A 24,901-nucleotide genomic window follows, 5' to 3' on the forward strand; every position below is an offset into this window, starting at 1 on the left:
CATGAGCCCCACCCTTGAGCCGATGGCCCAGGCCCAGGCGCTGGAGGCCGGGCGCGCCGCCGCCCTGCTGGCGGGCGACCGCGCCGGTTTGCAGGCCCTGCTTTCGCCGGGCCTGGTGTATGTGCATTCCAGCGGACTGCGCGACAGCTGCGCCAGCCTGATGGCCCGGCTGACCAACGGACAGCTGCGCTACCAGGACCTGTCGCTGGACGACCTGCAATGCCAGGCGCACGAAGGCACGCTGATCGTGACTGGGCGCATGCGTGCCAGCGTGCTCAAGGCCGGGCAGGCCCTGCGCGTGGACAGCCTGTTCATGACCGTCTGGCTGGCGCAGCCGTGCGCACCGAGTGGCGCCCGCTGGCAACTGGTGGCCCACCACGGGCTGCCCACGCCGCGTTGAGCCAAATGGCCGCGCTCTTTTCACCTTCTTCCATTTGCAGGAGCAAGCCTTGATCGACAAAGAACGGCCTTCCGTGGCCGCGGCCCTGGAGGGCTTGCAGGATGGCGCCACGGTGCTGATCGGCGGGTTCGGCACCGCGGGCATTCCCAATGAACTGATTGAGGGCCTGATCGAACGCGGCACGCGCGATCTCACCGTGGTCAACAACAACGCCGGCAATGGCCACGCAGGCCTGGCCGCCCTGCTCAAGACCGGGCGGGTGCGCAAGATCGTCTGCAGCTTTCCGCGCAGCGCCGACAGCTTTGTGTTCGACGAGCTTTACCGCAGCGGCCGCATTGAACTGGAGCTGGTGCCCCAGGGCAACCTGGCCGAGCGCTTGCGCGCGGCGGGCGCAGGCATCGGGGCCTTCTACACCCCGACAGGCTACGGCACTGCACTGGCCATGAACCCAGATGGCCGACCCAAGGAAACCCGCGTGATCGATGGCCGCGGCCATGTGCTGGAGTACCCGCTGCAGGGCGACCTGGCCCTGATCAAGGCCGAGTCGGCGGATCGATGGGGCAATCTGACCTTCCGAAAGGCCGCCCGCAACTTCGGCCCGGTGATGGCCACCGCGGCCAAGCGCACTGTTGCCACCGTGCATGAGATCGTCGAACTGGGCCAACTGGATCCCGAGACCATCGTCACGCCCGGCATCTTTGTCTCCCACCTCGTGAAGGTCGGACGCACCACCACCCAAGCCGGCGGGTTCCGATCCGCGCAGCCTCAGGAGTCCTGAATGAGCCCCCCCCAAGCCCGCAGCAAGACCGCACTGGCCCAGCGCGTCGCGCAGGACATCTTCGACGGCGCCTATGTCAACCTGGGCATCGGCATGCCTACCCAGGTGGCCAATCACCTGCCCGCAGGTGTCGAGGTGGTGCTGCACAGCGAGAACGGCATCCTGGGCATGGGCCCGGCACCGGCCCCTGGCCAGGAGGACTACGACCTCATCAACGCCGGCAAGCAGCCGGTCACCCTGCTGCCGGGCGGCGCCTTCTTTCACCATGCCGACAGCTTTGCCATGATGCGTGGCGGCCACCTCGACATCTGTGTGCTGGGCGCCTTCCAGGTGTCGGCCACGGGCGACCTGGCCAACTGGAGCACCGGCGAGCCGGGCGCCATCCCCGCTGTGGGCGGCGCCATGGACCTGGCGATTGGCGCCAAGCAGACCTGGGTGATGATGGACCTGCTGAGCAAGTCGGGCCAGAGCAAGGTGGTGGCGCAGTGCACCTACCCCTTGACCGGGGTGGGCTGCGTGAAACGCATCTACACCGACCTGGCCACACTCGAGTGCACCCCTTGGGGTCTGCAATTGATCGACCGGGTCGATGGCCTGAGCCACGCCGAACTTGAGGCCCGGGTCGGCCTGCCGATCCGTGGCTGAGGCGCCGCAAAGTCAAACTCCTTGAGCCAACCCCATGGCCCAGCCTCCCCCCCCCACCACCGAGGCCTCGGCCACCCTGGCCAAGGGCCTGCGCATCCTCAGCGAATTTGCGGCTTGCGAGAGCCTGGGCAACGGCGATCTGGCCGGGCGCACCCAGTTGCCCAAGGCCACCATCTCGCGCATGACCTCGACCCTGCATGCCCTGGGCTACCTGCGCTGGGACGACGGCACACGCAAGTTCAGCATGGGCGAGCGCCTGCTGTGCATGGGTGCCAGCATCCAGCAGCGGCTGGGACTGGGCCCCGAGACCGACTGGCGGCTGCAGCAATGGGCCCAGGCCCAACACTGCGAGGTGCTGGTAAGCCGGCTTGAGCACGAACGCGTGCTGTGCCTCAAGGCCTATGGCCCCCGGCCAGTCACGGCTGCGGGGCCGTCCCAGGTTCGGGCCGGCGACGCGCTGCCGCTGTGGCACAGCTCGGCCGGCCTGCTGCACTGCATCACGGGTCCTCTGGCCACCCGCACCCGGCTGCTGGCCCAATTGCACCAACAGCCCGAGGCCCAGCAGACGTTGGCGCGCGAGCACATTGCAGCCGCCTACCGGAGCTTTCAACAGCAGGGATTCATCCGGCTGGAGGAAGACTGGCGTCCCGGCACGGTGGGCTTGAGTTTTCCGGCTCGATTATGTGAGCAGTCCACCTTCCTCAGTATTACCTTGCTATTTGACAGACCAGAAAATATCAACCCGATTTGGATTGATGATTTCATGAATACCTTTCAAACGACAAGCCAGCACCGACCACCCGGGCCATCCGACAAGCCCGGATTCATTGGGCCTTGAAGACTTGCAAGCCCATCTCGGTGCGCCATTCGAGCGATCGAATGGCATTTTCAGTACTGTTCCAACTGATGGAACGAAAGCCGATCAAGGCTCCACATACAGCGCCAAAGATAATCCGCCATCCATAATCAAATGGCTTCGGCAATTCATTATCTTTACCAATAATCAGGAGACCTGTTTTGAAACGCTTCCACCCCACCCCCTGGTTGATGCTGGCCGGCCTCGGCTTCAGCGGCTTGGCTCAGGCCCAGTCCTCGGTCACCTTGTTCGGCATCGTCGACGCCGGCTATGAAAGTGTGCGCACCGCCTCCGGCCGGGTCTCGGGCCTGGCCCCCTCGGGCAACAGTGCCAGCCGCCTGGGCTTCAGGGGCACTGAAGACCTGGGCGGCGGCCTCAGCGCCAGTTTCTGGCTGGAGGCCGCACTGGCCATCAACAGTGGCATCAGCAATTCAGGCACCTCGCCCAACAACCAGAACGGGGTGGCCTCGAACGTGGCCGGCGGGGGCCTGACCTTCGGCCGGCGTGCCACGCTGAGCCTGAACAGCGCGGCCGGCGAGCTGCGCCTGGGCCGCGACTACGTGCCTACCTTCTGGAACCTGGCCGTGTTCGACCCCTTCGGCGTGGCCGGCGTGGGCACCCTGATCGCCACCTACGCGGCCCTGGGCGCCTCGGGCGGAGGCAGCGGCGCCACCTCGGTGCGCTCGTCCAATTCGATCAGCTACTTTCTGCCGGCCAGCCTGGGTGGGCTGTATGGCCAGGCCAGCTACGCCTTCGGCAACAACGCCGACACGGCGTCCGCCACGGCCTACGGCAGCAGCAACGTGAACATCAAAGACAACGGCAACTACGCTGGCGCCCGCGTGGGCTATGCGGCGGGGCCTGTGAACGTGGCGGCGGCCTACGGCCGACGCAGCTACCAGGCGGGCACCAACAGCACGGCCAACCTGCTGGGCATGCCCGTCACCGGAGGCAACTACACCGACACCAACCTGGGCGGCTCCTACGATTTCGGGGCACTCAAGCTGATGGGTACCATGACCCGCCAGCAGGTCGCCGACGTGGGCAGCCTGGGCAACACCGCCTCGATCAAGGGCTGGTCGCTGGCCTTCAACGCCCCCGTAGGTGCCGGCAACTGGATCGCCCAGTACGGTGCCTTGAAAGTGGGCGGCGCCCGCGCAGACAAATGGGCTGTGGGCTACGTGCACAACCTGTCCAAGCGCACCGCGCTGTACACCACCTGGGCGCATGTGGGCAACCAGGGCGGTGCATCGATGACAGCCGGCTCGTTCAGCGGCGGCTCGCTGGTGCCGGCAGGCACGGCCAGCAGCAATGCCAATGGCAGCTCGACCGGGTTCGACCTGGGCATCCGCACCACCTTCTGAGCCCACCGGGCATGCCGCCACACCGAAGGCCGGCACCGCGACTTTCTCCAAGCCCCCTGCCGGCCCCGAGCTGGCCTGGGCTTTTCCCGGCCTTGCGGCCGGATTTTTTCACACGCAGCCGCCTTATCCAATGTCAGTCGGGCACCGGCCGGAAAAGGCATGCTCCCTGCTTTTCTTGACAGCCAAACTGTTAACGTTACCATTCTGCTTGTGAAATCTGAATACGCTTAAGCAATTGGCTTTCTTCTGCTTGGCGTGTCAACCCAGAATGACAACGTTTTCTAGTGAATCCCCAAGATGACCTCAAGCCCCGCCACCCCTCTGTACATCACCATGCACGCGCTCGACAACGTGGCCATTGTGGTCAACGATGGGGGCCTGCCCGCGGGCACCCGCTTTGCCTCGGGCCTGGTGCTGCGCGAGAAAGTGCCGCAGGCCCACAAGGTGGCCCTGGTGGACATTGGCCAGGGTGAGGCGGTACGCCGCTACAACGTGCCGATCGGCTATGCCTTGCAGGCCATCCCGGCCGGCAGTTGGGTGCACGAAGGGCTGTTGAAGATGCCAGCGGCCCGTGAACTGCAAGGCCTGCCCATGGCCACGGTGAAACCCGCCCCGTTGCCGCCGCTGACGGGCTACACCTTCGAGGGCTACCGCAACGCCGATGGCTCGGTGGGCACGCGCAACATCCTGGCCGTGACCCAGACCGTGCAGTGCGTGGCCGGCGTCACCGACTTTGCCGTGCAGCGCATCAAGGCCGAGCTGCTGCCGCGCTACCCCCACGTCGACGACGTGGTGGCCCTGGAGCACACCTATGGCTGCGGCGTGGCCATCGACGCCCCCGATGCCGTCATCCCCATCCGCACCGTGCGCAACATCAGCCTCAACCCCAACTTTGGCGGCGAGGTCATGGTCATCAGCCTGGGCTGCGAAAAACTCCAGCCCGAGCGCCTGCTGCCCCCGGGCAGCATCCCCATCCGCGACGAGCGCGGCCAACCCACCGGGGCCGATGCCCCGCTGGACACCGTGTGCCTGCAAGACGAGGCCCACGTGGGCTTCATGTCCATGGTCGAGCACATCTTGCGCCAGGCCGAGGTGCACCTGCAGCGCCTGAACGCACGCCGACGCGAGACCGTGCCCGCCAGCGAGCTGGTGGTGGGCGTGCAGTGTGGTGGCAGCGACGCGTTCTCGGGCGTGACCGCCAACCCCGCGGTGGGCTTTTGCACCGATTTGCTGGTGCGCGCCGGCGCCACCGTGATGTTCTCGGAGGTGACCGAGGTGCGCGACGGCATCGACCAGCTCACCGCCCGTGCCGCCAGCCCCGAGGTGGCCCAGGCCATGATCCGCGAGATGGCCTGGTACGACGCCTACCTGAACCAGGGCCGCGTGGACCGCAGCGCCAACACCACACCGGGCAACAAAAAGGGCGGGCTGTCGAACATCGTCGAAAAGGCCATGGGCTCGATCGTGAAGAGCGGCAGCGCCCCCATCAGTGGCGTGATCTCGCCCGGCGAAAAGCTCACGCAAAAAGGCCTGATCTACGCCGCCACCCCGGCCAGCGACTTCATCTGCGGCACGCTGCAGCTGGCTGCCGGCATGAACCTGCATGTGTTCACCACCGGCCGAGGCACCCCCTACGGGCTGGCCGAGGTGCCGGTGATCAAGGTGGCCACGCGCAACGACCTGGCCCAACGCTGGCATGACCTGATGGATGTGAATGCGGGCCGCATCGCCAGCGGCGAGAAAACCATCGAGCAGGTGGGCTGGGAACTGTTCGAGCTGATGCTCGAGGTGGCCAGCGGCCGCCAAAAGACCTGGGCCGAGCGCTGGAAGCTGCACAACGCCCTGGTGCTGTTCAACCCGGCACCCGTGACCTGAGGCGCCAGCCCGACAGCGATTTTTCAACGAAGACGGAGACAAACATGAACGAACCCCAAGCAACCCCGGCACGCCGCCAATTCATGAAGACCGCCACCGGCGCCGGCCTGGCCGGCTTGAGTGGGCTGGCGGCAGCCCAGAAGATCGACTTCAAGCCCAACGCACGCTACCCCGACATGGCCGTCGAGGTGCTGGACCCGAGCTTTCTCAAATACCGCCTCTACAGCAGCTCGGTCGAGCAGTTGGCCAGCGGCATGCGCTGGGCCGAGGGACCGGTGTACTTTCCAGCCGGGCGCTACCTGCTGCTGAGCGATATCCCGAACAACCGCATCATGAAGTACGACGAAACCAACGGCGCCTTCAGCGTGTTCCGTGAGCAAGCCAACTATGCCAACGGCAACACCCGCGATCGCCAGGGCCGGCTGCTGACCTGCGAACACTCACTCACCCGCCGCGTGACGCGCACCGAGTACAACGGCAAGATCACCGTGCTGGCCGACCAGTACGAAGGCAAGCGCCTGAACGCACCCAACGACATCGTGGTCAAGTCGGACGACAGCGTGTGGTTCACCGACCCGCTGTTCGGCATCAATGGCGAATGGGAGGGCTTCAAGGCCAAGTCCGAACAGGCCACCACCAACGTGTACCGCATCGACCCCAACGGACAGATCCGCGCCATCATCACCGACCTGGTGAACCCCAACGGCCTGGCCTTTTCGCCGGACGAGAAAAAGCTGTATGTGGTGGAGTGGAAAGGCACGCCCAGCCGCAGCATCTGGGCCTATGACATCGCGGCCGACGGCAGCGCCTCGAACAAGACCAAGTTGATTGATGCCAACGGCCCGGGTGCTCTCGACGGCTTCAAGGTGGACCGCGACGGCAACCTGTGGTGCGGCTGGGGCTCGGATGGACGCCTGGGCGTGAACCCGGCCGACCACGACGGCGTGCGGGTGTTCAACTCCCAGGGCAAGGCCATTGCCCACATCCACCTGCCCGAACGCTGCCCCAACCTGACGTTTGGCGGCCCCAAGGGCAACCGCCTCTACATGGCCAGCTGCCACTCGCTCTACGCGTTGTACGTGGAGGCCGAGGGCGCAGCCTGAGCCGCAGTTGCTTTTAATCAGGCCCGGGGCGGGTGGCGAGGTCGCTGCGTCATGCAAAATCGAGGCTGAGCTGGCACCAGCCCGCTTGACCTCAACCCGGCCCGACCTTGACCGTGACTTCACCTCGCCCGCAGCCTCTCCGCAAAGCCCCAGCCCGTGCGCTGGAGTTGGTTGAACAGTTGGCGGCCCGCATCCAAGCGGGCCAGCTGCGCGCTGGCGACAAACTGCCCGCCGAGGCCGATCTGATGGTGCAGTTCGGCGTCAGCCGCACGGTGGTGCGCGACGCACTGACCAGCCTCAAGGCCCGGGGCTTGATCTATGCGCACCAGGGTCTGGGGACCTTTGTGTCTGCGCTGCAAGACGCCCGCCCTTTTTCGATCGACCCGGCCAGCATGCACTCCCTGCCCGACCTGCTGGCCGTGCTGGAGCTGCGCATGGGCCTGGAGCCCGAGGCCGCCGCCATGGCGGCCCAGCGGCGTACCGAGGCCCATCTGCAGCAACTGCGCCAGTCGCTGGATGCGGTGTCCCAGGCCTGGCTGGCCAATACCGACCCGGTGGGGGCCGATTTTCGCTTTCACTGCGAGATTGCCCGTGCCTCACAAAGCCCGCATTACATCGCGATGATGGGCACACTGAGCCCCGGCAGCCTGCCGCGCTGCTGGCAAACCACGCAAGACCCGGTTGAGGAAGGCCGGCGCAACTACCTCGACCACGTGGCCGACGAGCATGAAGAGATCTACTCGGCCATCCTGCATCAACAGCCCGAGGCGGCGCGCGCCGCCATGCGCCTGCACATCGCCAAAAGCCGCGAACGCCACCGGGCGCTGGAGGCCCGCAACACGGCGGGTTGAGGCAGCCACCCGAGAGGCCCACCTCACGGCGGATCAGTGCGCCTGCGACACCAGCGGCCGGCCGGCAAAAAACGCCTCCAGGTTCTCGATCACCCGGTCAGCCATGGCCTGGCGGGTTTCGTGGGTACCACTGGCCACATGGGGCAGCAGCACCACCTGATCCATCTGGCGCAAGGCCTCGGGCACCTGGGGCTCGGCCTCAAACACATCCAGCCCTGCGCCGGCAATGGTGCCGTCGGCCAGGGCCTGCACCAGCGCGGCCTCATCGATCACGCTGCCCCGGGCCACGTTGATGATGAAGCCCTTGGGGCCCAAGGCCTGCAGCACAGCCTGGTTGACCAGGTGGTGGGTGGCGGCGCCACCGGCAGCGGCGATCACGAGAAAGTCACTCCAGCGCGCCAGTTCGATCAGGCTGGGCTCGAAGGTATGGGGCGAGCCCGCCACCGGATGCCGATTGGTGTAGCGCACGCTCATGTCAAAGCCGCTGGAGCGCCGGGCGATGGTGCTGCCAATGCGCCCCATGCCGAAGATGCCCAGCTTCTTGCCACTGACACGGGTGGTCATGGGGTACTTGGCCGACGCCCAGGCGCCACGGCGCACAAAGCGGTCGCCGGCTGCAATCTGCCGGGCCACATCGATCAACAGGCCGAAGGCCAGGTCGGCCACGCAGTCGGTCAGCACTTCGGGGGTGTAGCCCACCTGCACCCCCCGTGCGCTGGCGTAGGCCACATCGATCTTGTCCAGGCCGACGCCGAAGCTCGAAATCACCTTGAGCTGAGGCAACGCTGCGATGACGGCGTTGTCCACCCCGATGGCGGCCGAGGTGACCAGGCCGGCGAAAGTGTGGCCCTGGGCCTTCAGGAAAGCGGCCGGGTCGGCCTCGTCGGCCAGGCGGTGCACGGTGTAGCGGGCCGCCAGCGCGGCTTCAAGCTGGGGCATCTGACGGCCGATCTGGATCAGGCGGGGTGAGGTGGTGGTCATGGGAGAAGCTCGGGTCATTCAGGGAAAAAAGTCAGTCGACGTGGATGTTCTTATCGGCAATGATTTGCGCGTAACGCTTGCGGTCGCTGGCAATGAGCTTGGCAAACGCGTCGGGGGTGCTGCCCACGGGCAGTGCGCCCAGTTCGGCCAGCCGGGCCTTGACCTCATCCAGCGCCAGCACCTGCCGGATGTCGGCTGAAATCTTATCGGTGATCTCCCGCGGGGTGCCGGCCGGCGCCAACAGCCCCACCCAGGAGATGGAATCAAAGCCCGGGATGGCGCCTTCGGCCAGCGTCGGCACCTGTGGCAAGGCGGGCACCCGGGTCTTGCCGGTGACGGCCAGCGCACGTACCTTGCCACTCTTGAGGTGCCCACTCGATTCAAGCACCGTGGCAAAACAAAGTTGCACATGGCCGGCCAACAGGTCGCCCACGGCCGGGCCACCCCCCCGGTAGGGCACGTGTTGCACAGCGGTTCCGGAGCCACTCTTGAACATCTCTGCCGCCAGGTGCATCGAACTGCCCGCACCCGAGGTGCTGTAGCTCATGGCATCAGGCTTGGATTTGGCCAGTGCGATGAACTCTTCCACCGTCTTGGCGGGCACCTGGGCATTCACCATCATCACCAGGGGCAGTTCCGCCACCAGGGACACGGGCACGAAGGCCGTGTCGGGCGAATACGGCATCGACTTGTACAACGAGGGGTTGATGGCCTGGGTGCCGATGTTGCCAAACAGCAAGGTGTAGCCGTCGCTTTTGGCCTTGGCCACGAAGTCAGCGCCGATCATGCCGGCAGCGCCGCCCTTGTTGTCGACGATGACCGACCTGCCCCACTTCTGACTCAGGCGCGTGGCGATCAGGCGGGCACTGGTGTCGGTGCCGCCGCCGGGTGGAAACGGCACCACCAGGGTCACCGGTCGGTTCGGGAAATCATGGGCCTGGGCATGCACGGCCGTGCCCAGAACACAGGCACTGAGCGCGGCCAGGCCCAGGATCCAACGACGGCCTGAAAGGTGGGAGGGTGTTTTCATGCGGGTCTCCTGAGGTTGTTGTGGGGCTTCATCCGGGCTCGATGCCGGCTGGCTGGATCAACATCGATGCGGCGCCGGCGTGCACCCGCGTGATCGACCACTGCAGCTCACTGGCCAGCACTGGCAGGCTGGGCAGGGCCGGTCTGGCCAACAGCAGGGATGTCATGTCGTCTCCATGTGCGCTCGCTCATGGCGAGCGCTTCATCAATGATTGTCGTTGTCATTACCGTCACATTTTTTGAACACCCACCCTGCAAATAAGATGTTGCAAGGGGATTTTTCTATTTGAACAGCAATGACAACGATACCATTTTTAGAAACGACTGAACAGAAGCCACCAGGCGGCCCTGCCCCCCCCCATGCCCACGCAAACCCGCCGGACGGGTATCAGGGCCTGACAAGCTCCTGCAAGGCCGCCACGCCCACCGGCGGCTTCGCGGTCCAGGGAACGCTGTAGACCGAATGCCCGGCCAGCCCCAGGACACGCTCGATTTGCCGGTGCTCACTGAGCAGTCGCGCCTGGAGCAAGGGATCCTGGGTGGCCGTGGCCAGCAAGGATTTGTTGATCACCCACGCAAAGGGCTCGATCTGGGCGCGCAGCAGGTCATCCTGAAGAGCCGCCGCCTGCGAGACCGGCGTTGCCTCAGGCAGGGTCACCAGGATGATCTTCGTGTAGTCGGCATCTTGCAGGCGCATCAGCGGGGTCACGATGCGCCCTGCCCCTTTGCCTTCAAACTCTCTGAGCATCTGACGGTGGTAGGCGCCGGTGGCGTCCATGAGCAACAAAGAATGCCCGGTTGGAGCGGTGTCCAGCACAACAAAAGCACTTCTCGCCTGCGAAACCACATGCGAGAAGGCATGAAATACCGCCACCTCTTCTGTACAGGGTGAGCGCAGGTCTTCGATCAACAGGTCTTTTTCGGCAGCCGTCATGCCGGGCGACCTGGCCGCCACGATTTTGTCCACGTATTTTTGGGTCTCGGCCTTGGGGTCGATCCGGCCGACGCTCAAGCCAGGCACCTCGCCCTCGAGGGTGACCGCCAGGTGAGCGGCAGGGTCGGTGGTGCTGAGGTGAACCGATTTGCCATGTCGGACCAGGCCCAGGGCCAGCGCAGCTGCCATGGTGGTTTTACCGACGCCGCCCTTGCCCATCACCATGATCAAGCCGTGCTCGTCCTTGGCCAGTTCGGCCACCAGATCCCCCAGACCGGGATGCGCCCGGGCCAGATCAAGCGCCAGGGGTGGAGGGGCATCGACCGGATTGCCCGACAGCAGCGCCCTGAGCGCCGCCAAGCCCACTGAATCGACAGGACGCAAGGCCACCAGATCGCAAGGCAAGTGGCGAAGTGCATCGGGCATCGCCCGCAGCGCCTGCTGCCCCAAGTCCTCCAGTGCCATGGCGATGGCGTCTTGCCGGTCGCTGGCCTTGAACACGGCATTGACCACCAGGCGCTGCCGAGTCAGCCCCAGCGCCAGCAGTTCGACCGAGGACCTGGCGGCCTCCTGCAGGGCGCTGGCCTCGGGGCGGGCCACCAGAACCAGGCTGGTCAATGCCGGATCGTTCAGCGACTTCAAGGCCCGGTTGAAGAGTTGCTCCTGCATCTTCAAGCCCGAGTGCGGGCCCAGGCACGAAGCCCCCCGGTCATTGCCGCCCAGAAACCCGCTCCAGGCCTTGGGCAGGCTGAGCAGCCTCAGCGTGTGGCCCGTGGGCGCCGTGTCAAACACCACGTGGTCAAAGGCATCGCCCCCATCCGAGAGAAGGCTGGCAAATTCGTCGAACGTGGCGATCTCGGTGGTGCAGGCACCCGAGAGCTGCTCGCGCACCGTGGACACGTCCTCCGAGCTGGCCTGAGGCCCCATCTGCTCGATGACGCGCACGCGGTAACTCCGGGCAGCGGCCTCGGGGTCGATGTTCAAAACCGAGAGGCCGGCCACACCCGGCACGGTGACCGGTTGATTGCGCAACTCGACCCCCAGCATCTCGTCCAGGTTGGAGGCTGAATCGGTGCTGACCAGCAAGACCTTTTTGCCTGAATCTGCCAGGGCAATGGACACCGCTGTGGACACTGAGGTCTTGCCCACGCCGCCCTTTCCGGTGAAGAAAAGGTACTTGGTCGGGGCATCCAGAAGACGGATGGATGACGGCATGAATTTCCTGTTTCAGAAGGCCAGCGAGGTGTCTGCGCGCAGCGCGACAAGTTGGAAATCACCTCGACAGGCTTAAATTTACAACATTTCCAATATCGTTGTATAGTTGATGCATGAAAGAACAAGATGTCGTCCGCTCCCTGGCAGCACTGGCCCAAGAAGTGCGCCTGCGGGTTTTTCGAGCCCTGGTGGTCGCCGGCCAGGCGGGCATGACCCCGGGGGTTCTGGCAGAGCAACTGGCCGTTCCGCCCAACACGCTGTCGTTTCACCTCAAAGAGCTGACCCACGCGGGGCTCATCAGCCAGGAGCGCCAGGGACGCAATCTGATCTATCGAGCATCGTTCGAAACCATGAACGAGTTGTTGAGCTACCTCACCGAAAACTGCTGCCAAGGCACGGACTGCACGCTGTCAACAGCGCGCCCGTGCGATTGTTGAACGTCCATTCAGGAGAGCCCCATGAAACGATTCCATGTTCACATGCACGTTGAAGACCTGGCCAAGAGCATCGGCTTCTACACCCAACTGTTCTCTGCCGAGCCGACCCGGACAGAGGCTGACTACGCCAAATGGATGCTGGAGGACCCTCGGGTGAACTTCGCCATCTCCACCCGCGGCAGCAAGCCGGGGCTGGACCACCTGGGCTTTCAGGTGGATGAGGCGGACGAACTGGCCGAGCTCAAGGCCCGGGCCCGATCGGCTGACCTGGCGTTGCTCGACGAAGGCAGCACCACCTGCTGCTACGCCCGCAGTGAAAAGCACTGGGTCACAGACCCCCAAGGCATCGCCTGGGAGCACTTTCACACGCTGGGTGACATCCCCGTGTTCAACGAGAACCCGCCAGCCACCGCAGCCGGCGCCTGTTGCAGCCCATCGACACCGACAGCCGCGCTGCAATCCGGGCAGGCGGCCGGCAGCGACCGGGCCGCATCGGCTTGCTGTGCCCCCGTTGCAGTAGCGCACGCCCCTGAACAAGCGGCCTGCTGCACCCCCAACACCACCCGATCCACCTGCTGTTGAGCCTGTCATGACCACCGAAACCACCCCCCTGAATGTCTTGTTTCTCTGCACCCACAACTCTGCCCGCAGCGTGTTGGCAGAGGCCTTGCTGAACGCCATGGGCCAAGGCCGCTTCAAGGCCTTCTCCGCCGGCAGCAGCCCACGCGAGAACCAGAAGCCCAATCCGCTGGGCTTGCAAGTGTTGCAAAAGGCCGGCATCTCCACCGAAGGCCTGCGCAGCAAGAGCTGGGATGAATTCGCCGCGACAGACGCCCCCAAGATGGACCTGATCATCACCGTGTGCGACAACGCCGCGGGCGAGGTCTGCCCGATCTGGCCGGGGCACCCGGCCACCGCCCACTGGGGCTATGCCGACCCTTCCGAAGGCGAGTCCTCGGACGAGGAAAAGCTGGAGGCCTTCCGCCAGACCCTGCACCTGATCAAGCGTCGCCTGGAGTTGCTGATCAACCTGCCAGCCGACAAGCTGGCCAAGGCCATGCTGCAGACGACGGCCCGTGAACTCTCCAAGGACTGACATGAGCGCCCCCTGCGAAACCACTGCCCAACGAGCGGCCAGCGCCCCCATGAGTGTGTTTGAGCGCTACCTGACGGTCTGGGTCTTTCTTTGCATCGTCGCCGGCATCGCCCTGGGCCAACTCATGCCGGGCGTGTTCCAGGCCATCGGCCGCCTGGAAGTGGCCCAGGTCAACCTGCCCGTGGGCCTGCTGATCTGGGTGATGATCATCCCGATGCTGGTGAAGGTCGATTTTTCTGCGCTCGGCGAGGTCCGCCAACACGTCAAGGGCATCGGCGTCACCCTGTTTGTGAACTGGTTGGTGAAGCCCTTTTCAATGGCATTTCTGGGGTGGCTGTTCATCCGCCACTGGTTCGCGCCACTGCTGCCGGCCGATCAACTCGACAGCTACATTGCGGGGCTGATCCTGTTGGCAGCCGCACCTTGTACCGCCATGGTGTTTGTCTGGAGCCGCCTGACCGGCGGCGACCCCTTGTTCACGCTGTCCCAGGTCGCCCTCAACGACAGCATCATGGTGATTGCCTTTGCGCCGCTGGTGGGCTTTCTGCTGGGGCTATCAGCCATCACCGTGCCCTGGGACACCCTGCTGACATCCGTGGCGCTCTACATCGTGATTCCGGTGATCCTGGCCCAGTGGTTGCGCAGGTCGCTGCTGGCCAGAGGCCAGGCCGCTTTCGATGCGGCCATGGCCCAAATCGGGCCCTGGTCGATCACGGCCTTGCTGGCCACGCTGGTGCTGCTGTTTGCGTTCCAGGGCGAAGCCATTCTGAAGCAGCCATTGGTGATTGCACTGCTGGCCGTGCCGATCCTGATCCAGGTGTTTTTCAACTCGGCGCTGGCCTACTGGCTGAACCGCGCCGTGGGAGAAAAACACAACATCGCCTGCCCATCGGCCTTGATCGGTGCCTCGAACTTTTTCGAACTGGCGGTGGCAGCGGCCATCAGCCTGTTCGGCTTCAACTCAGGTGCGGCACTGGCCACCGTGGTGGGCGTGCTGATCGAAGTGCCGGTGATGCTGCTGGTGGTGAGCATCGTCAACAACAGCAAGCGCTGGTATGAACGCTCGCCCGTGAAGACGGCATGAACCCGACCGCGGTATCGCACTCCAGTGCGACACCGCACCGCCGGCCACGGCTCTCTGCACGCGTGGCCCTTGGCGCCGCCGAAGCGGCACGCTGAGCGCCCTGCAGACCCGCCTGGCTTTACTTGCCAAACAGCTTGGCCAGGCCCTGCCAGGCGCGCAGCATCAGGCCGGCACGCTCCACTTCAGCCTGCGCCACGAGCGGGGCTTCACCCACTGGCTTGCCATTCGAGGTGGCGACCACCTTGCCGATCACAGCCCCTTTGGCCACCGGAGCCTCCAGATCAGCCTTCAACTCAACCGCCGTCTGCACCTGCTGGCCCCGCGGCACGGTCAGGGTCCAGGGGGCCCCCAGGCCTGCGGCCACGGTATCGGCCTTGCCGTAGCCGACCTTGGCCGTGGCCACCACCGCGTCCGGCTGGATCGGGGTGGCCTTCTCGAAGGTGCTGAAGCCCCAGCCCAGCATGGCTCGCGTCTGGTCAGCACGGGCCTGGGCACTGCTGGTGTTGAGGATGACGGTGATCAAACGCATCCCGTTGCGCTTGGACGAAGTGACCAGGCAGTAGCCAGCCTCTTCGGTGTGGCCCGTCTTCAGGCCGTCCACGGTGGGGTCGGTGTACAGCAGGGCGTTGCGGTTGCCTTGCTTGATGCCGTGGTACTTGAACTCGCGCTCCGCGTAGATGGGGTAGTAGTCGGCACTGTCTCGGATGATGGCGCGCGCCAGGATCGCCAGGTCACGCGCAGACGACTTGTGATCCGGATCGGGCAGGCCCGTCGGGTTCATGAAGTGGGTGTGCGTCATGCCCAGGCGCTGGGCTTCGGCATTCATCAGCTTGGCAAAGCCCTCCTCGGAGCCGGCCATGTGTTCGGCAATCGCCTTGGAGGCGTCATTGCCCGACTGGATGATGATGCCGCGCAGAATATCGATCACCGTGGCCTGGCTGTTCAGCGGCAGGTACATGCACGACTCGGTGCTGGAGCCACGGCACCAGGCGTTCTGGCTGACCGAGACCAGATCGTCCTGCTTGAGCTTGCCTGAGCGCAGCGCCTGCTCGACCAGGTAACTGGTCATCATCTTCGTGAGCGATGCGGGCGGCAGGGGTTCGTCGGCGTTGGCCGAGGCCAGCACCTCACCGGAGTCAAAGTCCATCAGCAGCCAGGCCTTGGCTGGCAGCGCGGGTGGGCTGCCGGCCAGGGTGGTCTGGGCAGCCAGGGGCGGCAGGGCGTTGGCCGCAGCAGCGGCGGCGGCCTTCTTGGGAGAGGCAGCCTTGGCGGCATGGTGTCCACCCGCAGCAAATGACGCCGAACTTGGCACCAGAGCGCCCGCAGCGATGGCGAAGATGACAGGAAGGATGGAGAGAGTCTTGGTTTGCATGGCGTTTTCAATCGGTTCGCCGATTGTCGCGAATCGGCAGGGTGGATTGTCCACCCGGCGAGCGGCCCCCCCACGCTGAAAGCGGGCCGCCCCGCGAAGAATTTGCCTCGTGCGCCACCGCATCAGTGGGGTTTTGTGAGTCGATGCGTTGATGGGAACAGGGGCAGAAAATTGTGACAAATCATGACAAGCGGTGCCAAGTCAGGTTTTGGTCAGTCGACGCCCTCTAAGTTACGACACAAGTCAACTCCAAAAGGTGCCTGATGAAACTACCTGCCGCGCCCTACTTCAGTGACTCCCTGATTGCACAGGAAACACGCCCCATGGAGCCCTTGCCCCGAGGCCTGAACCCAAACCCGAACACTGGATCGCACTGGAACAAGGCATTGCTTGCGGGCGTGTTGCTGGGTGCCGCGATCGCCATGATCGGGTTCTGGCTCGACACCATCGGCTGAAGGCCGCCCTGGCCGTCGGCCCGCGTGCTGCCCAGACTGTCGAAAATCCGCCTCCCCCAGCTCAAACGCCGAGGGGGCCGCCGGCGCAAGGAACGGCGCAGGCCCGGGTGATGCCCTGGTTCTGGCACCATGGGCAACCCGTCTCAAATTGCGCCACGCCATGCTCCCATCGCCCAAACTGCTGCAGCAACTCGACGAGGGTGTACTGACCCTGACGCTGAACCGCCCCGACAAACTCAATGCCATCGACAATGAGCTGGCCAGTGCGCTGCTTCAGGCGCTGGAGAACGCGGCGGAGGCCCCTGACGTGCGGGCCATCCGGCTGCGCGGCGAGGGTCGCGCCTTCTGCGCCGGGCGGGACGTCTCGGCGCCCCCCACGGAACAAGACCTGGTGCTGGTTCAGGCCGTGGCCCGCGCCATCGTGCACAGCCCCCGGCCGGTACTGGCCGAGGTGCATGGCTGGACTGTCGGTGCCGGTCTGGAATGGATGCTGGATGCCGATGTCGTCGTGGCGGCAGAAGACACGCGTTTCAAGCTACCGGAAGCCTCACTGGGCGTGTTCGTCACCGGCGGGCTGACCGCCACGCTGCCTGCCCTCGCCGGGCTGGCTCGGGCCAGAGCCCTGATGCTGCTCGGCGATGAATTCAATGCCGTGCAAGCCCAAGCCTGGGGACTGATCTGGCAGGTGGCCCCTGCCCCAGCGCTGCCGGCCCAGGGGTTGCAGATCGCCAGGCGTCTGGCCGATCTGAAACCCGAGGTGGCCGCCAGCTTCAAGCGCGTGCTCAACCAGATCGGCCTGCCGGACTTTGATCGCGCTGTGACCGAAGAAAGCCGCGCGCAACGCCGGCTGCAAGGGGGCTGAGAGTCGACGCAGGGGTCCATCCCGGACTCGGAGGTTGCGATTTGAGCCGGGCACCGAGCGCCGGGCTGATCCGGTCGGGTTGACCCAGCACAGCTTCTAGAATGCCCGACCAAGAAGCATTACCCCCAGATCGACGGCCTTCAGACGGCGACACGCAAACCATGAACCCGAACCAGATCCAAACTCGCACGCCCACCACCGACGCCGACCGCATCAACCACCAGCCCTGGAGCGTGGCCCAGGTGCTGGAACTGCTGGAACTGCCTTTCAACGACCTGATGTACCGGGCCCAGCAAGTGCATCGCCAGCACTTCGACCCCAACGCGATCCAGCTCTCCACGTTGCTGTCGATCAAGACCGGCGGCTGCGAAGAGGATTGCAAGTACTGCCCCCAATCGGCCCACTTCGACACCGGTCTGAAGGCCGACAAGCTGCTGCCGCTGGCCGAGGTGCTGGAGGCCGCCCGCGCCGCCAAGGCCAACGGCGCCACGCGTTTTTGCATGGGTGCGGCCTGGCGCTCGCCCAAGGCGCGCCATGTCGAGGTCATTGGCGAGATGATCAGCGAGGTCAAAGCCCTGGGCCTGGAAACCTGCCTGACCGCCGGCATGCTGGCCGACGGTCAGGCCGAGCAACTGCGCGAAGCGGGGCTGGACTACTACAACCACAACCTGGACACCTCGCCCGAGTTCTATGGCCAGATCATCACCACCCGCACCTACCAGGACCGCCTCGACACCCTGGAGCGGGTGCGTGATGTGGGCCTGAAAGTGTGCTCAGGGGGGATCGTGGGCATGGGCGAATCACGCCGTGAGCGCGCGGGCCTGATCGTGCAACTGGCCAATCTGCAGCCCTACCCCGAGTCGGTGCCCATCAACAACCTGGTGCAGGTGGAGGGCACCCCCCTGGCCGGCACCCAGACACTCGACCCGCTGGAGTTCGTGCGCATGATCGCCGTGGCCCGCATCTGCATGCCACGGGCCATGGTGCGCCTGTCGGCTGGGCGCGAAGACATGCCCGAAGCCCTGCAGACACTGTGCTTTCTGGCGGGTGCCAACAGCATGTTCTATGGCGACAAATTGCTCACCACCAGCAACCCGCAGGCCGAAAAAGACCGGCAGCTGCTGCAGCGCCTGGGCATGCACTGCGCCACTGAAGAGCAGAGCAAGGTCCCGTTGGGCGCTGCCGTCAACTGATGGCCGAGGGGCTCAGGCCCTTGGGGCGACCTCAGGTCTGATACCCTGACCGGTATTCCGCAGCAAGCATCCGATGAAGACCACAGCACCCAAGAAAGCGGCCACCCTGCACGACGTTGCCCGTGAGGCCGGCGTCTCTCTGATCACCGCCTCGCGCGCCCTGAGCAAACCTGAACTGGTGTCCGACAAGACACTCGAACGGGTGAAACAGGCCGTGGCCGCCACCGGTTACCTGCCCAACCTGCTGGCCGGGGGCCTCAAGTCGCGCAAGAGCCAGATGATCGCGGGCATTCTGCCGGCGGTGTCGGTGGCTCAGTTTCTGCCCACGCTGCAGGCCCTGACCGATACCCTGGCCCAGGCGGGCTACCAGCTCATCCTGGGACAGAGTGGCTACAACCAGGACCGCGAAGACGCCCTGATCAACACCATGATCAGCCGCCGCCCCGATGGCCTGTTCATGGCCGGGCTGGTGGGCTCGGCCTCAGCCCGAGAACGGCTGGTGCAGGCCGGCATTCCGGTGGTCGAATCCTGGGATCACAGCGACCGCCCGATCGACATGCTGGTGGGGTTTTCGCACCTCAAGGTGGGCGGTGCGATTGCCGGCTACTTTCTCAGCAAGGGCTGGAAACGGGTGGGCATCGCCAGTGCCGACGACCACCGGGCCCGCCAGCGCTGCGAAGGCTTCGTGGCCACCTGGGGCCGCGAGGTGCCCACCGCCTTCGTGCCCGCCCCCAGCGGGCTGGCCTTGGGGCGCCAGGCCCTGAGCCAGCTGCTGGCGCAGGCCCCCGATCTGCAGGCGATCTATTGCAGCTCCGACCAGATGGCCCAGGGCGTGATGATCGAAGCCCAGGCGCGCGGCCTGCGCGTGCCGCAAGACCTGGCCCTCTGCGGCTTTGGCAATGCCGAGTTCTCGGCCCATGTCGAACCCGCGCTGACCACGGTGAGCGTCGATGGGCGTCTGATCGGCGAGCTGTCGGCCCGCCTGATCCTGGAGCGCTGCGCGGGCCACACACCACAGCACCCGATCGTGGACATCGGCTTCCAGATCCTGGAGCGTGCCTCGACCGCCCAAGCCGCCTGAGCGCGGCGCGGGGTCGCTGAACCGGCACCTGACCGCCTCAGGGCTTGGTGTTCAGGGCTTGATGGCGACCTTCAACACCCCGTCGCGTTGGTGCGAAAACAGGTCATAGGCCGCCACGATCTGATCGAGCGGGTAGTGGTGGGTGACCAGCACGCCCAAATCCAGCCGGCCTGAGGCCAGCACGTTCATCAGACGGCGCATCCGCTCCTTGCCGCCCGGGCACAGCGCGGTGTTGATGCGGTGGTCACCCAGTCCAGCGGCAAACGCCGACAGCGGGATCGTCAGGTCACCGGAGTAAACGCCCAGGCTCGACAGGGTGCCCCCGGGTTTGATCACGCGCAGGCCCGCTTCGAAGGTGGCCTGGGTGCCCAGCGCCTCGATCGCCGAATCTGCTCCGCGTCCGCCCGTGAGCTTCAGCACCTCGGCCACCACATCGCACTCATGGATGTTGAGGGTCACGTCCGCCCCCAATTGCCTGGAGATGCCCAGCCGGTGGGCATTGCCGTCCACCGCGATGATGGTGGTGGCACCCAGCAGACGGGCCCCGGCCGTGGCGCACAGGCCGATCGGGCCCTGGGCAAACACCACCACGGTGTCCCCAATGCGGATATTGGCGTTCTCAGCGCCCTTGAACCCGGTGGACATGATGTCGGGGCACATCAGCACCTGCTCATCGGTCAGGCCATCGGGGATCGGGGCCAGGTTCGCCTGGGCGTCGGGCACCAACACGTACTCGGCCTGAGTGCCATCGATCAGGTTGCCAAAGCGCCAGCCTGCTGTGGCCTTGAAGCCATGGCAGCCGCACAAGCCCTGAGGCACCAGGTAACTACCGTCCTGCGAAGGAGCACCGTCCTGGGCTGCATACGAATTGAAATTGGGACAGATGGCCCCCGCAATCACCCGCTGCCCTTCCTGGTAGCCCTGCACGGCGCTGCCCAGCTTCTCGATCACCCCCACCGGTTCATGGCCCACGGTGAGACCGCGGGCCACCGGGTACTCCCCTTTGAGGATGTGCACATCGGTGCCGCAAATGGTGGTGGTGGTGATGCGCAGCAAGGCATCGTTGGGCCCGACATCGGGAATGCGCTTGTCGACCAGTTCAATGCGGCCGGGTTCGACAAAAACGGCGGCTTTCATCAAGGTACTCATGGGCTGACTCCTGGAGATGAGGTGCACGCAAGGGCGCGCCTTCCCACTCTAGAGCCGCTCTGGGGCGAAACCATGACTCAGCGCAACAAGCACCGCCGATGCCCCCGGCCAGCCACACAGGGAGTGTTCTGGATTTGCGTTTGATCAACACCTTGAAAATCAAATCAATCATTATTTGCAGTCGGCTATTGTTCATTTTTGACTTTTAAATGATCATAGCGATACAATTGACATCGTCCATGGCGAGACAATTGATATTTACGGCAGCCACAAACACTCTGGAGCACAACATGGCCATTCCGGCTCTCAACCATCCCTGCTGGCAAAAGCTGGCCGCAGGCGGGCTCAGCAAAATCCGCACACAGCACCTGGGCACCCAACTGCTGGCCAAGCGCATCGAACGAAGTACCGATCCGCTGCCCGCACGCGCCGCCGAGCTGCATGCCTTCTTCACCAAGTGGGAACGCATTCTCCCGACCGAAGTCGCCCAACTGACCACACTCTGAGGACCGAACCATGAACAATTTGATCTCCGTGCAGGCTGCGGCCGAACTGATCCGCCAAGGCACGCCGCTGAGCTTGGCCGGCCCCGAATCCGCACTGGACCAATTGCCTGCCGGCAACTGGATTGGCGGCACCATCCCTTATTTCATGGTGCCCAGCGGTGGCGTGGTGGTGCAGGACGGTCAGGTTTTTGCCACCGATCTGTCGCCCGTCGGCGAGGTGAGCTTTGCCAGCTACGGCCCCGAGGCCCTGGGCGACATCAGCCGCAACGGCCCTGACAACGGCTTTGCCGTGACCATCATCCCGGCCGGCAGCAGCTCGCACCAGAAGTTCGCCGCAGGTGCCGCCAACTTCGAAGACGCCTTCATCAAGCCCACGGTGGGCTGGATCGCCGGTGTGCACCTGTCGCAGCTGGGCAGTGCCACCCCCAAGGTCTACGACGGCCGCACCGCCACCAAGTACGAAGACCGCGCCGTGGTGGCCTATGTCAAGCTGCCCGAAGACAAACTGGCTTCGATCGAAATCGTCAACCTGTTTGAGCCCGGCACCGGCGACCTGCTGCAGTTCGAGCAGACCACCTTCGAAGTGGGCCAATGCCTGGTCAATGGCCAGCCGACCAACTTCGCCGCGTATGTGCGCGAACACGACCTGGAAAACGGCCAGTTGCCCCTGGTGGGTGACTTTGCCGGCGCCCACGTGAATGCGTCGCTGCAAAGCGTGGGCGAGGCGGGCGGCAAGGTGGTGCTGTATGCACCCGTGTTCCCCGGGGTGGACTACCGCTTTGCCAAACCCGTGGGTGACTACGCCGCCGCCTTCCGCGCCCGCCTGGCCGACCAGAGCGCAGACGGCCTGGCCCTGTCGTGCAACTGCATTCTGAACTTCGTGTTCGGAGAGCTCGAAGGCAAGGCCATCGGCGGCATGGCCGGCCCCATCACCTTTGGTGAAATCGCCTACCAACTGCTGAACCAGACCATGGTGAGCGTGCGCGTGCATTGATTGCCGCGCATCCAGCCCCCGTGCCGGTGCTTTTCCGCATCGGCACGGGGGCTTTTTTTTGTCTGTCTGCCGCTGCCGACCCGGCCGCCCAAGGCTGATTCCGAGCCCACCGCCTCCCCTGGCCTGCGTCGTCACCAGTGACTTCCCGGTCCACATCCAGCCGCGCCGCAAGCGGAGGCCAGATGTCGCGCACCAGACAGATGGTGCTTTGCGTCAAAGGGTTTTCCTTAGCTGAAATGCCTTTCAGGAGGTCTATCTTTCCGCCAGTCGACAGGCTTACCCGCCGGTAACCTGATCTCGATCAAGCCAGGAAAGGTCGGTGTCCGTGCCTAAAACTGCTGCTGCAAGCGTCCAAGGGAGCCAACCGCCCGAGCCCAAGGGCTCGCCCTGGGCCACCCGCCATGAGCGGGAACCTGCGCGCCAGGCCAAGAAGGACGCCGTGTTGCTGGCAGCGGCGCGCCTGTTCACCAAGAACGGTTTCCAGCACACCTCGCTCGACGACATCGCGCGCAGCCTGGGGGTGTCCAAGCCAACGCTTTACTACTACGTCGACAACAAGGAGCAGATCCTTTTTGACTGCGTGGAGCGCGGACTGGCCGAGTTTCACACTGGCCTGGCCCAGCTGCAGGGCCAGGGGCTGAGCGGGCGTGAGCGCCTGCGCGCCGCCATGGCCTTGTACGCCAGCGTGGTGACAGGTGATTTCGGCCAATGCGTGATCCGCCTGGGCGAGGACACCCTGCCCGAAGAGCGGCGGCGCGAGTTGCGCCGCCTCAAGCGTCAGGTCGACGCCGATTTCCGGGTGCTGATCGACGAAGGCATGCTGGCCGGCTGGATCGTCACCGGCGATGCCGCCGTCGCCTCATTCACCGTGGTCGGCGCCCTGAGCGGCATCGGTCGCTGGTACCGACCGGGCCAGCACAGCGCCGAAGCCTTGCGCCACGCCGTGGACCATTGCCTGGAGATGTTGCTGCGCGGCGTCTTGAGCGAGCCCGCGGCCCACCCGGCCCGCCCCGACCAGACTGGAGACAGCATGCCCCTGACGCGTCGCGAAACCCATTTCCAGAACCGTGTGATGCGCTGCTACAGCGAACGCCCGATCAGCCTGGGCCACATGCTGCAGCGGGCCGCCCAGGCACACCCTGATGCGCCAGCCCTGGTTTCAGGCGGGCTGCGGCTGAGCTGGCGTGAGCTGCAACACACCGCCGCCCGATATGCCGCCGGCCTGGCACGCCTGGGCGTGCAGCCCGGTGACCGTGTGGCCCTGCACATGGCCAACCGGCCTGAATTCGTCTTGCTGGGGTTGGCCTGCGCCTGGATGGGCGCCGTGCTGGTGCCCATCAGCGACCGGGCCCGGGGGCTTGAGCTGGCCCATGCCCTGGCCGATTCAGCGGCGGTGGTCGTGGTGTGCGCACCCGAGCTGGTCGAGTGGTTCCCACACGACCAACCACCCGAGGCGCTGCGCTGGCGGCTGGTGTGCGGAAGCCAGGCCGTGACCGGCTTCAGCGCCCTGTCCGGCCTGCTGCAAGGCGAGGCCATGACCCAACCCCACGCCGCCCACGAAGACGATCTGGCCGTGCTGCTCTACACCTCGGGCACCACCGGCAAACCCAAGGGGGCCATGATCTGCCAGCTCAACATCATCCACTCGGTGATGCACTTTGCGCAGGTGATGGCCTTGGGCGCCCAGGAGCGCACGCTGGTGGCCGTGCCCCTGAGCCACGTCACCGGGCTGGTGGCGCAGCTCTACACGATGCTCCACTGCGCCGGCTGCCTGGTGCTGATGCCCCCCTTCAAGGCGGGCGAGTTTCTGCGACTGGCCGAGGCCGAGCGCATCACCCACACCATCATGGTGCCGGCCATGTACAACCTGTGCCTGCTGCTGCCCGATCTGCAGAACCACGATCTGCGGCACTGGCGCATCGGGGCTTTTGGGGGCGCCTCGATGTCGACCGCCACCATCGATGCGCTGGCGCAGCGCCTGCCCGGCCTGACACTGATGAACGCCTACGGCGCCACCGAGACCTGCTCGCCCGCCACGATCATGCCGCCCGGTCAGACCGACCACCACCGCGACAGCGTGGGCCAGGCCGTGCCCTGTGGCGAGGTGTGCATCGTCGACGACGAGGGCCGCGAGCTGCCACGCGGCAGCGTGGGCGAGATCTGGATCGCCGGTCCGATGGTGGTACCGGGTTACTGGCGCAACGAGGCGGCCACCGCCAGCGAGTTCAGGGGCGGCTTCTGGCGCTCGGGCGACATCGGCAGCCTGGACGCCGAAGGCTATCTGCGCATCCTGGATCGCAAGAAAGACATCATCAACCGAGGCGGCTACAAGGTGTATTGCGCCGCGGTGGAGAACGTACTGGCCGAGCACCCTCAAGTCATCGAAGTGGCCCTGGTCGGTGTGCCCTGCGCGGTGCTGGGTGAAAGAGTGCACGCCTTCGTCACCGTGCGTGCACTGGGTGACGACACCCAGGCCCCGGTGTTGCAGGCCTTCTGTGCAGAGCGCATGGCCGACTACGCCGTGCCCGAGACCTGGACCATCGATACCGAACCTTTGCCGCGCAACCTGAACGGCAAGATCGTCAAGCGCGAGCTGCGTCGCTCGCTCAACGCCGCCCTGACCTGACCCGAGGAGCCCGCC

The 24,901-nt window shown here is 65.3% G+C and carries 25 protein-coding genes; 19 read left to right on the forward strand and 6 right to left on the reverse strand.

The window, feature by feature from the left end:
• Position 1 precedes the first annotated feature (1 nt).
• From AC3WUT_RS05500 to AC3WUT_RS05535, 8 genes are all read left to right on the forward strand, one after another.
• A complete protein-coding gene (locus tag AC3WUT_RS05500) occupies positions 2-400 on the forward strand; it encodes a nuclear transport factor 2 family protein (protein ID WP_492346063.1) in 399 nt (132 codons plus the stop codon).
• A 49-nt stretch (positions 401-449) separates the two neighbouring features.
• Positions 450-1,178: a 3-oxoacid CoA-transferase subunit A gene (locus AC3WUT_RS05505; protein ID WP_492346064.1), complete on the forward strand. Its 729-nt coding sequence runs from the start codon at positions 450-452 to the stop codon at positions 1,176-1,178.
• Positions 1,179-1,823: a 3-oxoacid CoA-transferase subunit B gene (locus AC3WUT_RS05510; RefSeq protein ID WP_492346065.1), complete on the forward strand. Its 645-nt coding sequence runs from the start codon at positions 1,179-1,181 to the stop codon at positions 1,821-1,823.
• Positions 1,824-1,857: 34 nt separating this feature from the next.
• Positions 1,858-2,661, forward strand: a complete 804-nt coding sequence (locus AC3WUT_RS05515; protein ID WP_492346066.1) for an IclR family transcriptional regulator — start codon at positions 1,858-1,860, stop codon at positions 2,659-2,661.
• 179 nt (positions 2,662-2,840) lie between these two features.
• Positions 2,841-4,043 carry a porin gene (locus AC3WUT_RS05520; protein WP_492346067.1) on the forward strand — a complete coding sequence of 401 codons (1,203 nt, stop codon included), beginning with the start codon at positions 2,841-2,843 and terminating at the stop codon, positions 4,041-4,043.
• A gap of 297 nt (positions 4,044-4,340) precedes the next feature.
• Entirely contained in the window at positions 4,341-5,918 is a 1,578-nt protein-coding gene (garD, locus tag AC3WUT_RS05525) for a galactarate dehydratase (RefSeq protein ID WP_492346068.1), read from the forward strand.
• A gap of 44 nt (positions 5,919-5,962) precedes the next feature.
• Positions 5,963-7,021, forward strand: coding sequence for an SMP-30/gluconolactonase/LRE family protein (locus AC3WUT_RS05530; protein WP_492346069.1), 1,059 nt, complete (start codon positions 5,963-5,965; stop codon positions 7,019-7,021).
• A gap of 113 nt (positions 7,022-7,134) precedes the next feature.
• Entirely contained in the window at positions 7,135-7,872 is a 738-nt protein-coding gene (locus AC3WUT_RS05535; RefSeq protein ID WP_492346070.1) for a FadR/GntR family transcriptional regulator, read from the forward strand.
• A 33-nt stretch (positions 7,873-7,905) separates the two neighbouring features.
• Here the strand turns inward: AC3WUT_RS05535 and AC3WUT_RS05540 are convergent, their stop codons facing one another.
• From AC3WUT_RS05540 to arsA, 4 genes are all read right to left on the reverse strand, one after another.
• Positions 7,906-8,853 carry a 2-hydroxyacid dehydrogenase gene (locus tag AC3WUT_RS05540; protein WP_492346071.1) on the reverse strand — a complete coding sequence of 316 codons (948 nt, stop codon included), beginning with the start codon at positions 8,851-8,853 and terminating at the stop codon, positions 7,906-7,908.
• Between the two features lie 31 nt (positions 8,854-8,884).
• The gene (locus AC3WUT_RS05545; protein WP_492346072.1) at positions 8,885-9,883 is read right to left on the reverse strand and encodes a Bug family tripartite tricarboxylate transporter substrate binding protein; all 999 of its coding nucleotides are present in this window, start codon (positions 9,881-9,883) and stop codon (positions 8,885-8,887) included.
• A 28-nt stretch (positions 9,884-9,911) separates the two neighbouring features.
• Positions 9,912-10,049 carry a hypothetical protein gene (locus tag AC3WUT_RS05550; protein ID WP_492346073.1) on the reverse strand — a complete coding sequence of 46 codons (138 nt, stop codon included), beginning with the start codon at positions 10,047-10,049 and terminating at the stop codon, positions 9,912-9,914.
• Positions 10,050-10,270: 221 nt separating this feature from the next.
• Positions 10,271-12,031, reverse strand: a complete 1,761-nt coding sequence (gene arsA / locus AC3WUT_RS05555; RefSeq protein ID WP_492346074.1) for an arsenical pump-driving ATPase — start codon at positions 12,029-12,031, stop codon at positions 10,271-10,273.
• A 113-nt stretch (positions 12,032-12,144) separates the two neighbouring features.
• Here arsA and AC3WUT_RS05560 point away from each other — a divergent pair, with 113 nt between their 5' ends.
• From AC3WUT_RS05560 to arsB, 4 genes are read left to right on the forward strand one after another with little or no spacing between them, the layout of a single operon-like run.
• Positions 12,145-12,468 carry an ArsR/SmtB family transcription factor gene (locus tag AC3WUT_RS05560; protein WP_492346075.1) on the forward strand — a complete coding sequence of 108 codons (324 nt, stop codon included), beginning with the start codon at positions 12,145-12,147 and terminating at the stop codon, positions 12,466-12,468.
• Positions 12,469-12,489: 21 nt separating this feature from the next.
• Complete coding sequence (locus AC3WUT_RS05565; RefSeq protein WP_492346076.1) at positions 12,490-13,050, forward strand: ArsI/CadI family heavy metal resistance metalloenzyme; 561 nt, start codon at positions 12,490-12,492, stop codon at positions 13,048-13,050.
• A gap of 7 nt (positions 13,051-13,057) precedes the next feature.
• A complete protein-coding gene (locus tag AC3WUT_RS05570; protein WP_492346077.1) occupies positions 13,058-13,564 on the forward strand; it encodes an arsenate reductase ArsC in 507 nt (168 codons plus the stop codon).
• A gap of 1 nt (position 13,565) precedes the next feature.
• Positions 13,566-14,648: an ACR3 family arsenite efflux transporter gene (gene arsB, locus AC3WUT_RS05575; protein ID WP_492346078.1), complete on the forward strand. Its 1,083-nt coding sequence runs from the start codon at positions 13,566-13,568 to the stop codon at positions 14,646-14,648.
• A gap of 118 nt (positions 14,649-14,766) precedes the next feature.
• On the opposite strand, the gene AC3WUT_RS05580 is transcribed toward arsB, so the two are convergent.
• On the reverse strand, positions 14,767-16,020 hold the full coding sequence (locus AC3WUT_RS05580) for a D-alanyl-D-alanine carboxypeptidase family protein (protein ID WP_492346079.1): 1,254 nt from the start codon (positions 16,018-16,020) through the stop codon (positions 14,767-14,769).
• Positions 16,021-16,343: 323 nt separating this feature from the next.
• Between AC3WUT_RS05580 and AC3WUT_RS05585 the strand changes: the two genes are divergently transcribed.
• The 4 genes from AC3WUT_RS05585 to AC3WUT_RS05600 all read left to right on the forward strand — a co-directional run bounded on the left by AC3WUT_RS05585 (position 16,344) and on the right by AC3WUT_RS05600 (position 19,611).
• On the forward strand, positions 16,344-16,475 hold the full coding sequence (locus AC3WUT_RS05585) for an LPXTG cell wall anchor domain-containing protein (RefSeq protein WP_492346080.1): 132 nt from the start codon (positions 16,344-16,346) through the stop codon (positions 16,473-16,475).
• A 160-nt stretch (positions 16,476-16,635) separates the two neighbouring features.
• Entirely contained in the window at positions 16,636-17,337 is a 702-nt protein-coding gene (locus tag AC3WUT_RS05590) for an enoyl-CoA hydratase/isomerase family protein (RefSeq protein WP_492346081.1), read from the forward strand.
• 161 nt (positions 17,338-17,498) lie between these two features.
• A complete protein-coding gene (gene bioB, locus AC3WUT_RS05595) occupies positions 17,499-18,530 on the forward strand; it encodes a biotin synthase BioB (protein WP_492346082.1) in 1,032 nt (343 codons plus the stop codon).
• A 73-nt stretch (positions 18,531-18,603) separates the two neighbouring features.
• Positions 18,604-19,611 carry a LacI family DNA-binding transcriptional regulator gene (locus AC3WUT_RS05600; RefSeq protein ID WP_492346083.1) on the forward strand — a complete coding sequence of 336 codons (1,008 nt, stop codon included), beginning with the start codon at positions 18,604-18,606 and terminating at the stop codon, positions 19,609-19,611.
• A 51-nt stretch (positions 19,612-19,662) separates the two neighbouring features.
• Here AC3WUT_RS05600 and AC3WUT_RS05605 read toward each other — a convergent pair whose 3' ends face one another.
• The gene (locus AC3WUT_RS05605) at positions 19,663-20,760 is read right to left on the reverse strand and encodes an NAD(P)-dependent alcohol dehydrogenase (RefSeq protein ID WP_492346084.1); all 1,098 of its coding nucleotides are present in this window, start codon (positions 20,758-20,760) and stop codon (positions 19,663-19,665) included.
• 290 nt (positions 20,761-21,050) lie between these two features.
• Between AC3WUT_RS05605 and AC3WUT_RS05610 the strand changes: the two genes are divergently transcribed.
• From AC3WUT_RS05610 to AC3WUT_RS05620, 3 genes are all read left to right on the forward strand, one after another.
• Positions 21,051-21,266: a hypothetical protein gene (locus AC3WUT_RS05610; protein ID WP_019572347.1), complete on the forward strand. Its 216-nt coding sequence runs from the start codon at positions 21,051-21,053 to the stop codon at positions 21,264-21,266.
• A gap of 10 nt (positions 21,267-21,276) precedes the next feature.
• The gene (locus AC3WUT_RS05615) at positions 21,277-22,260 is read left to right on the forward strand and encodes a DUF6976 family protein (protein WP_492346085.1); all 984 of its coding nucleotides are present in this window, start codon (positions 21,277-21,279) and stop codon (positions 22,258-22,260) included.
• A gap of 319 nt (positions 22,261-22,579) precedes the next feature.
• Entirely contained in the window at positions 22,580-24,886 is a 2,307-nt protein-coding gene (locus AC3WUT_RS05620; RefSeq protein WP_492346086.1) for an AMP-binding protein, read from the forward strand.
• Positions 24,887-24,901 lie beyond the last annotated feature (15 nt).

This window comes from Curvibacter sp. EU05-FHT14A10 (genome assembly GCF_058791075.1).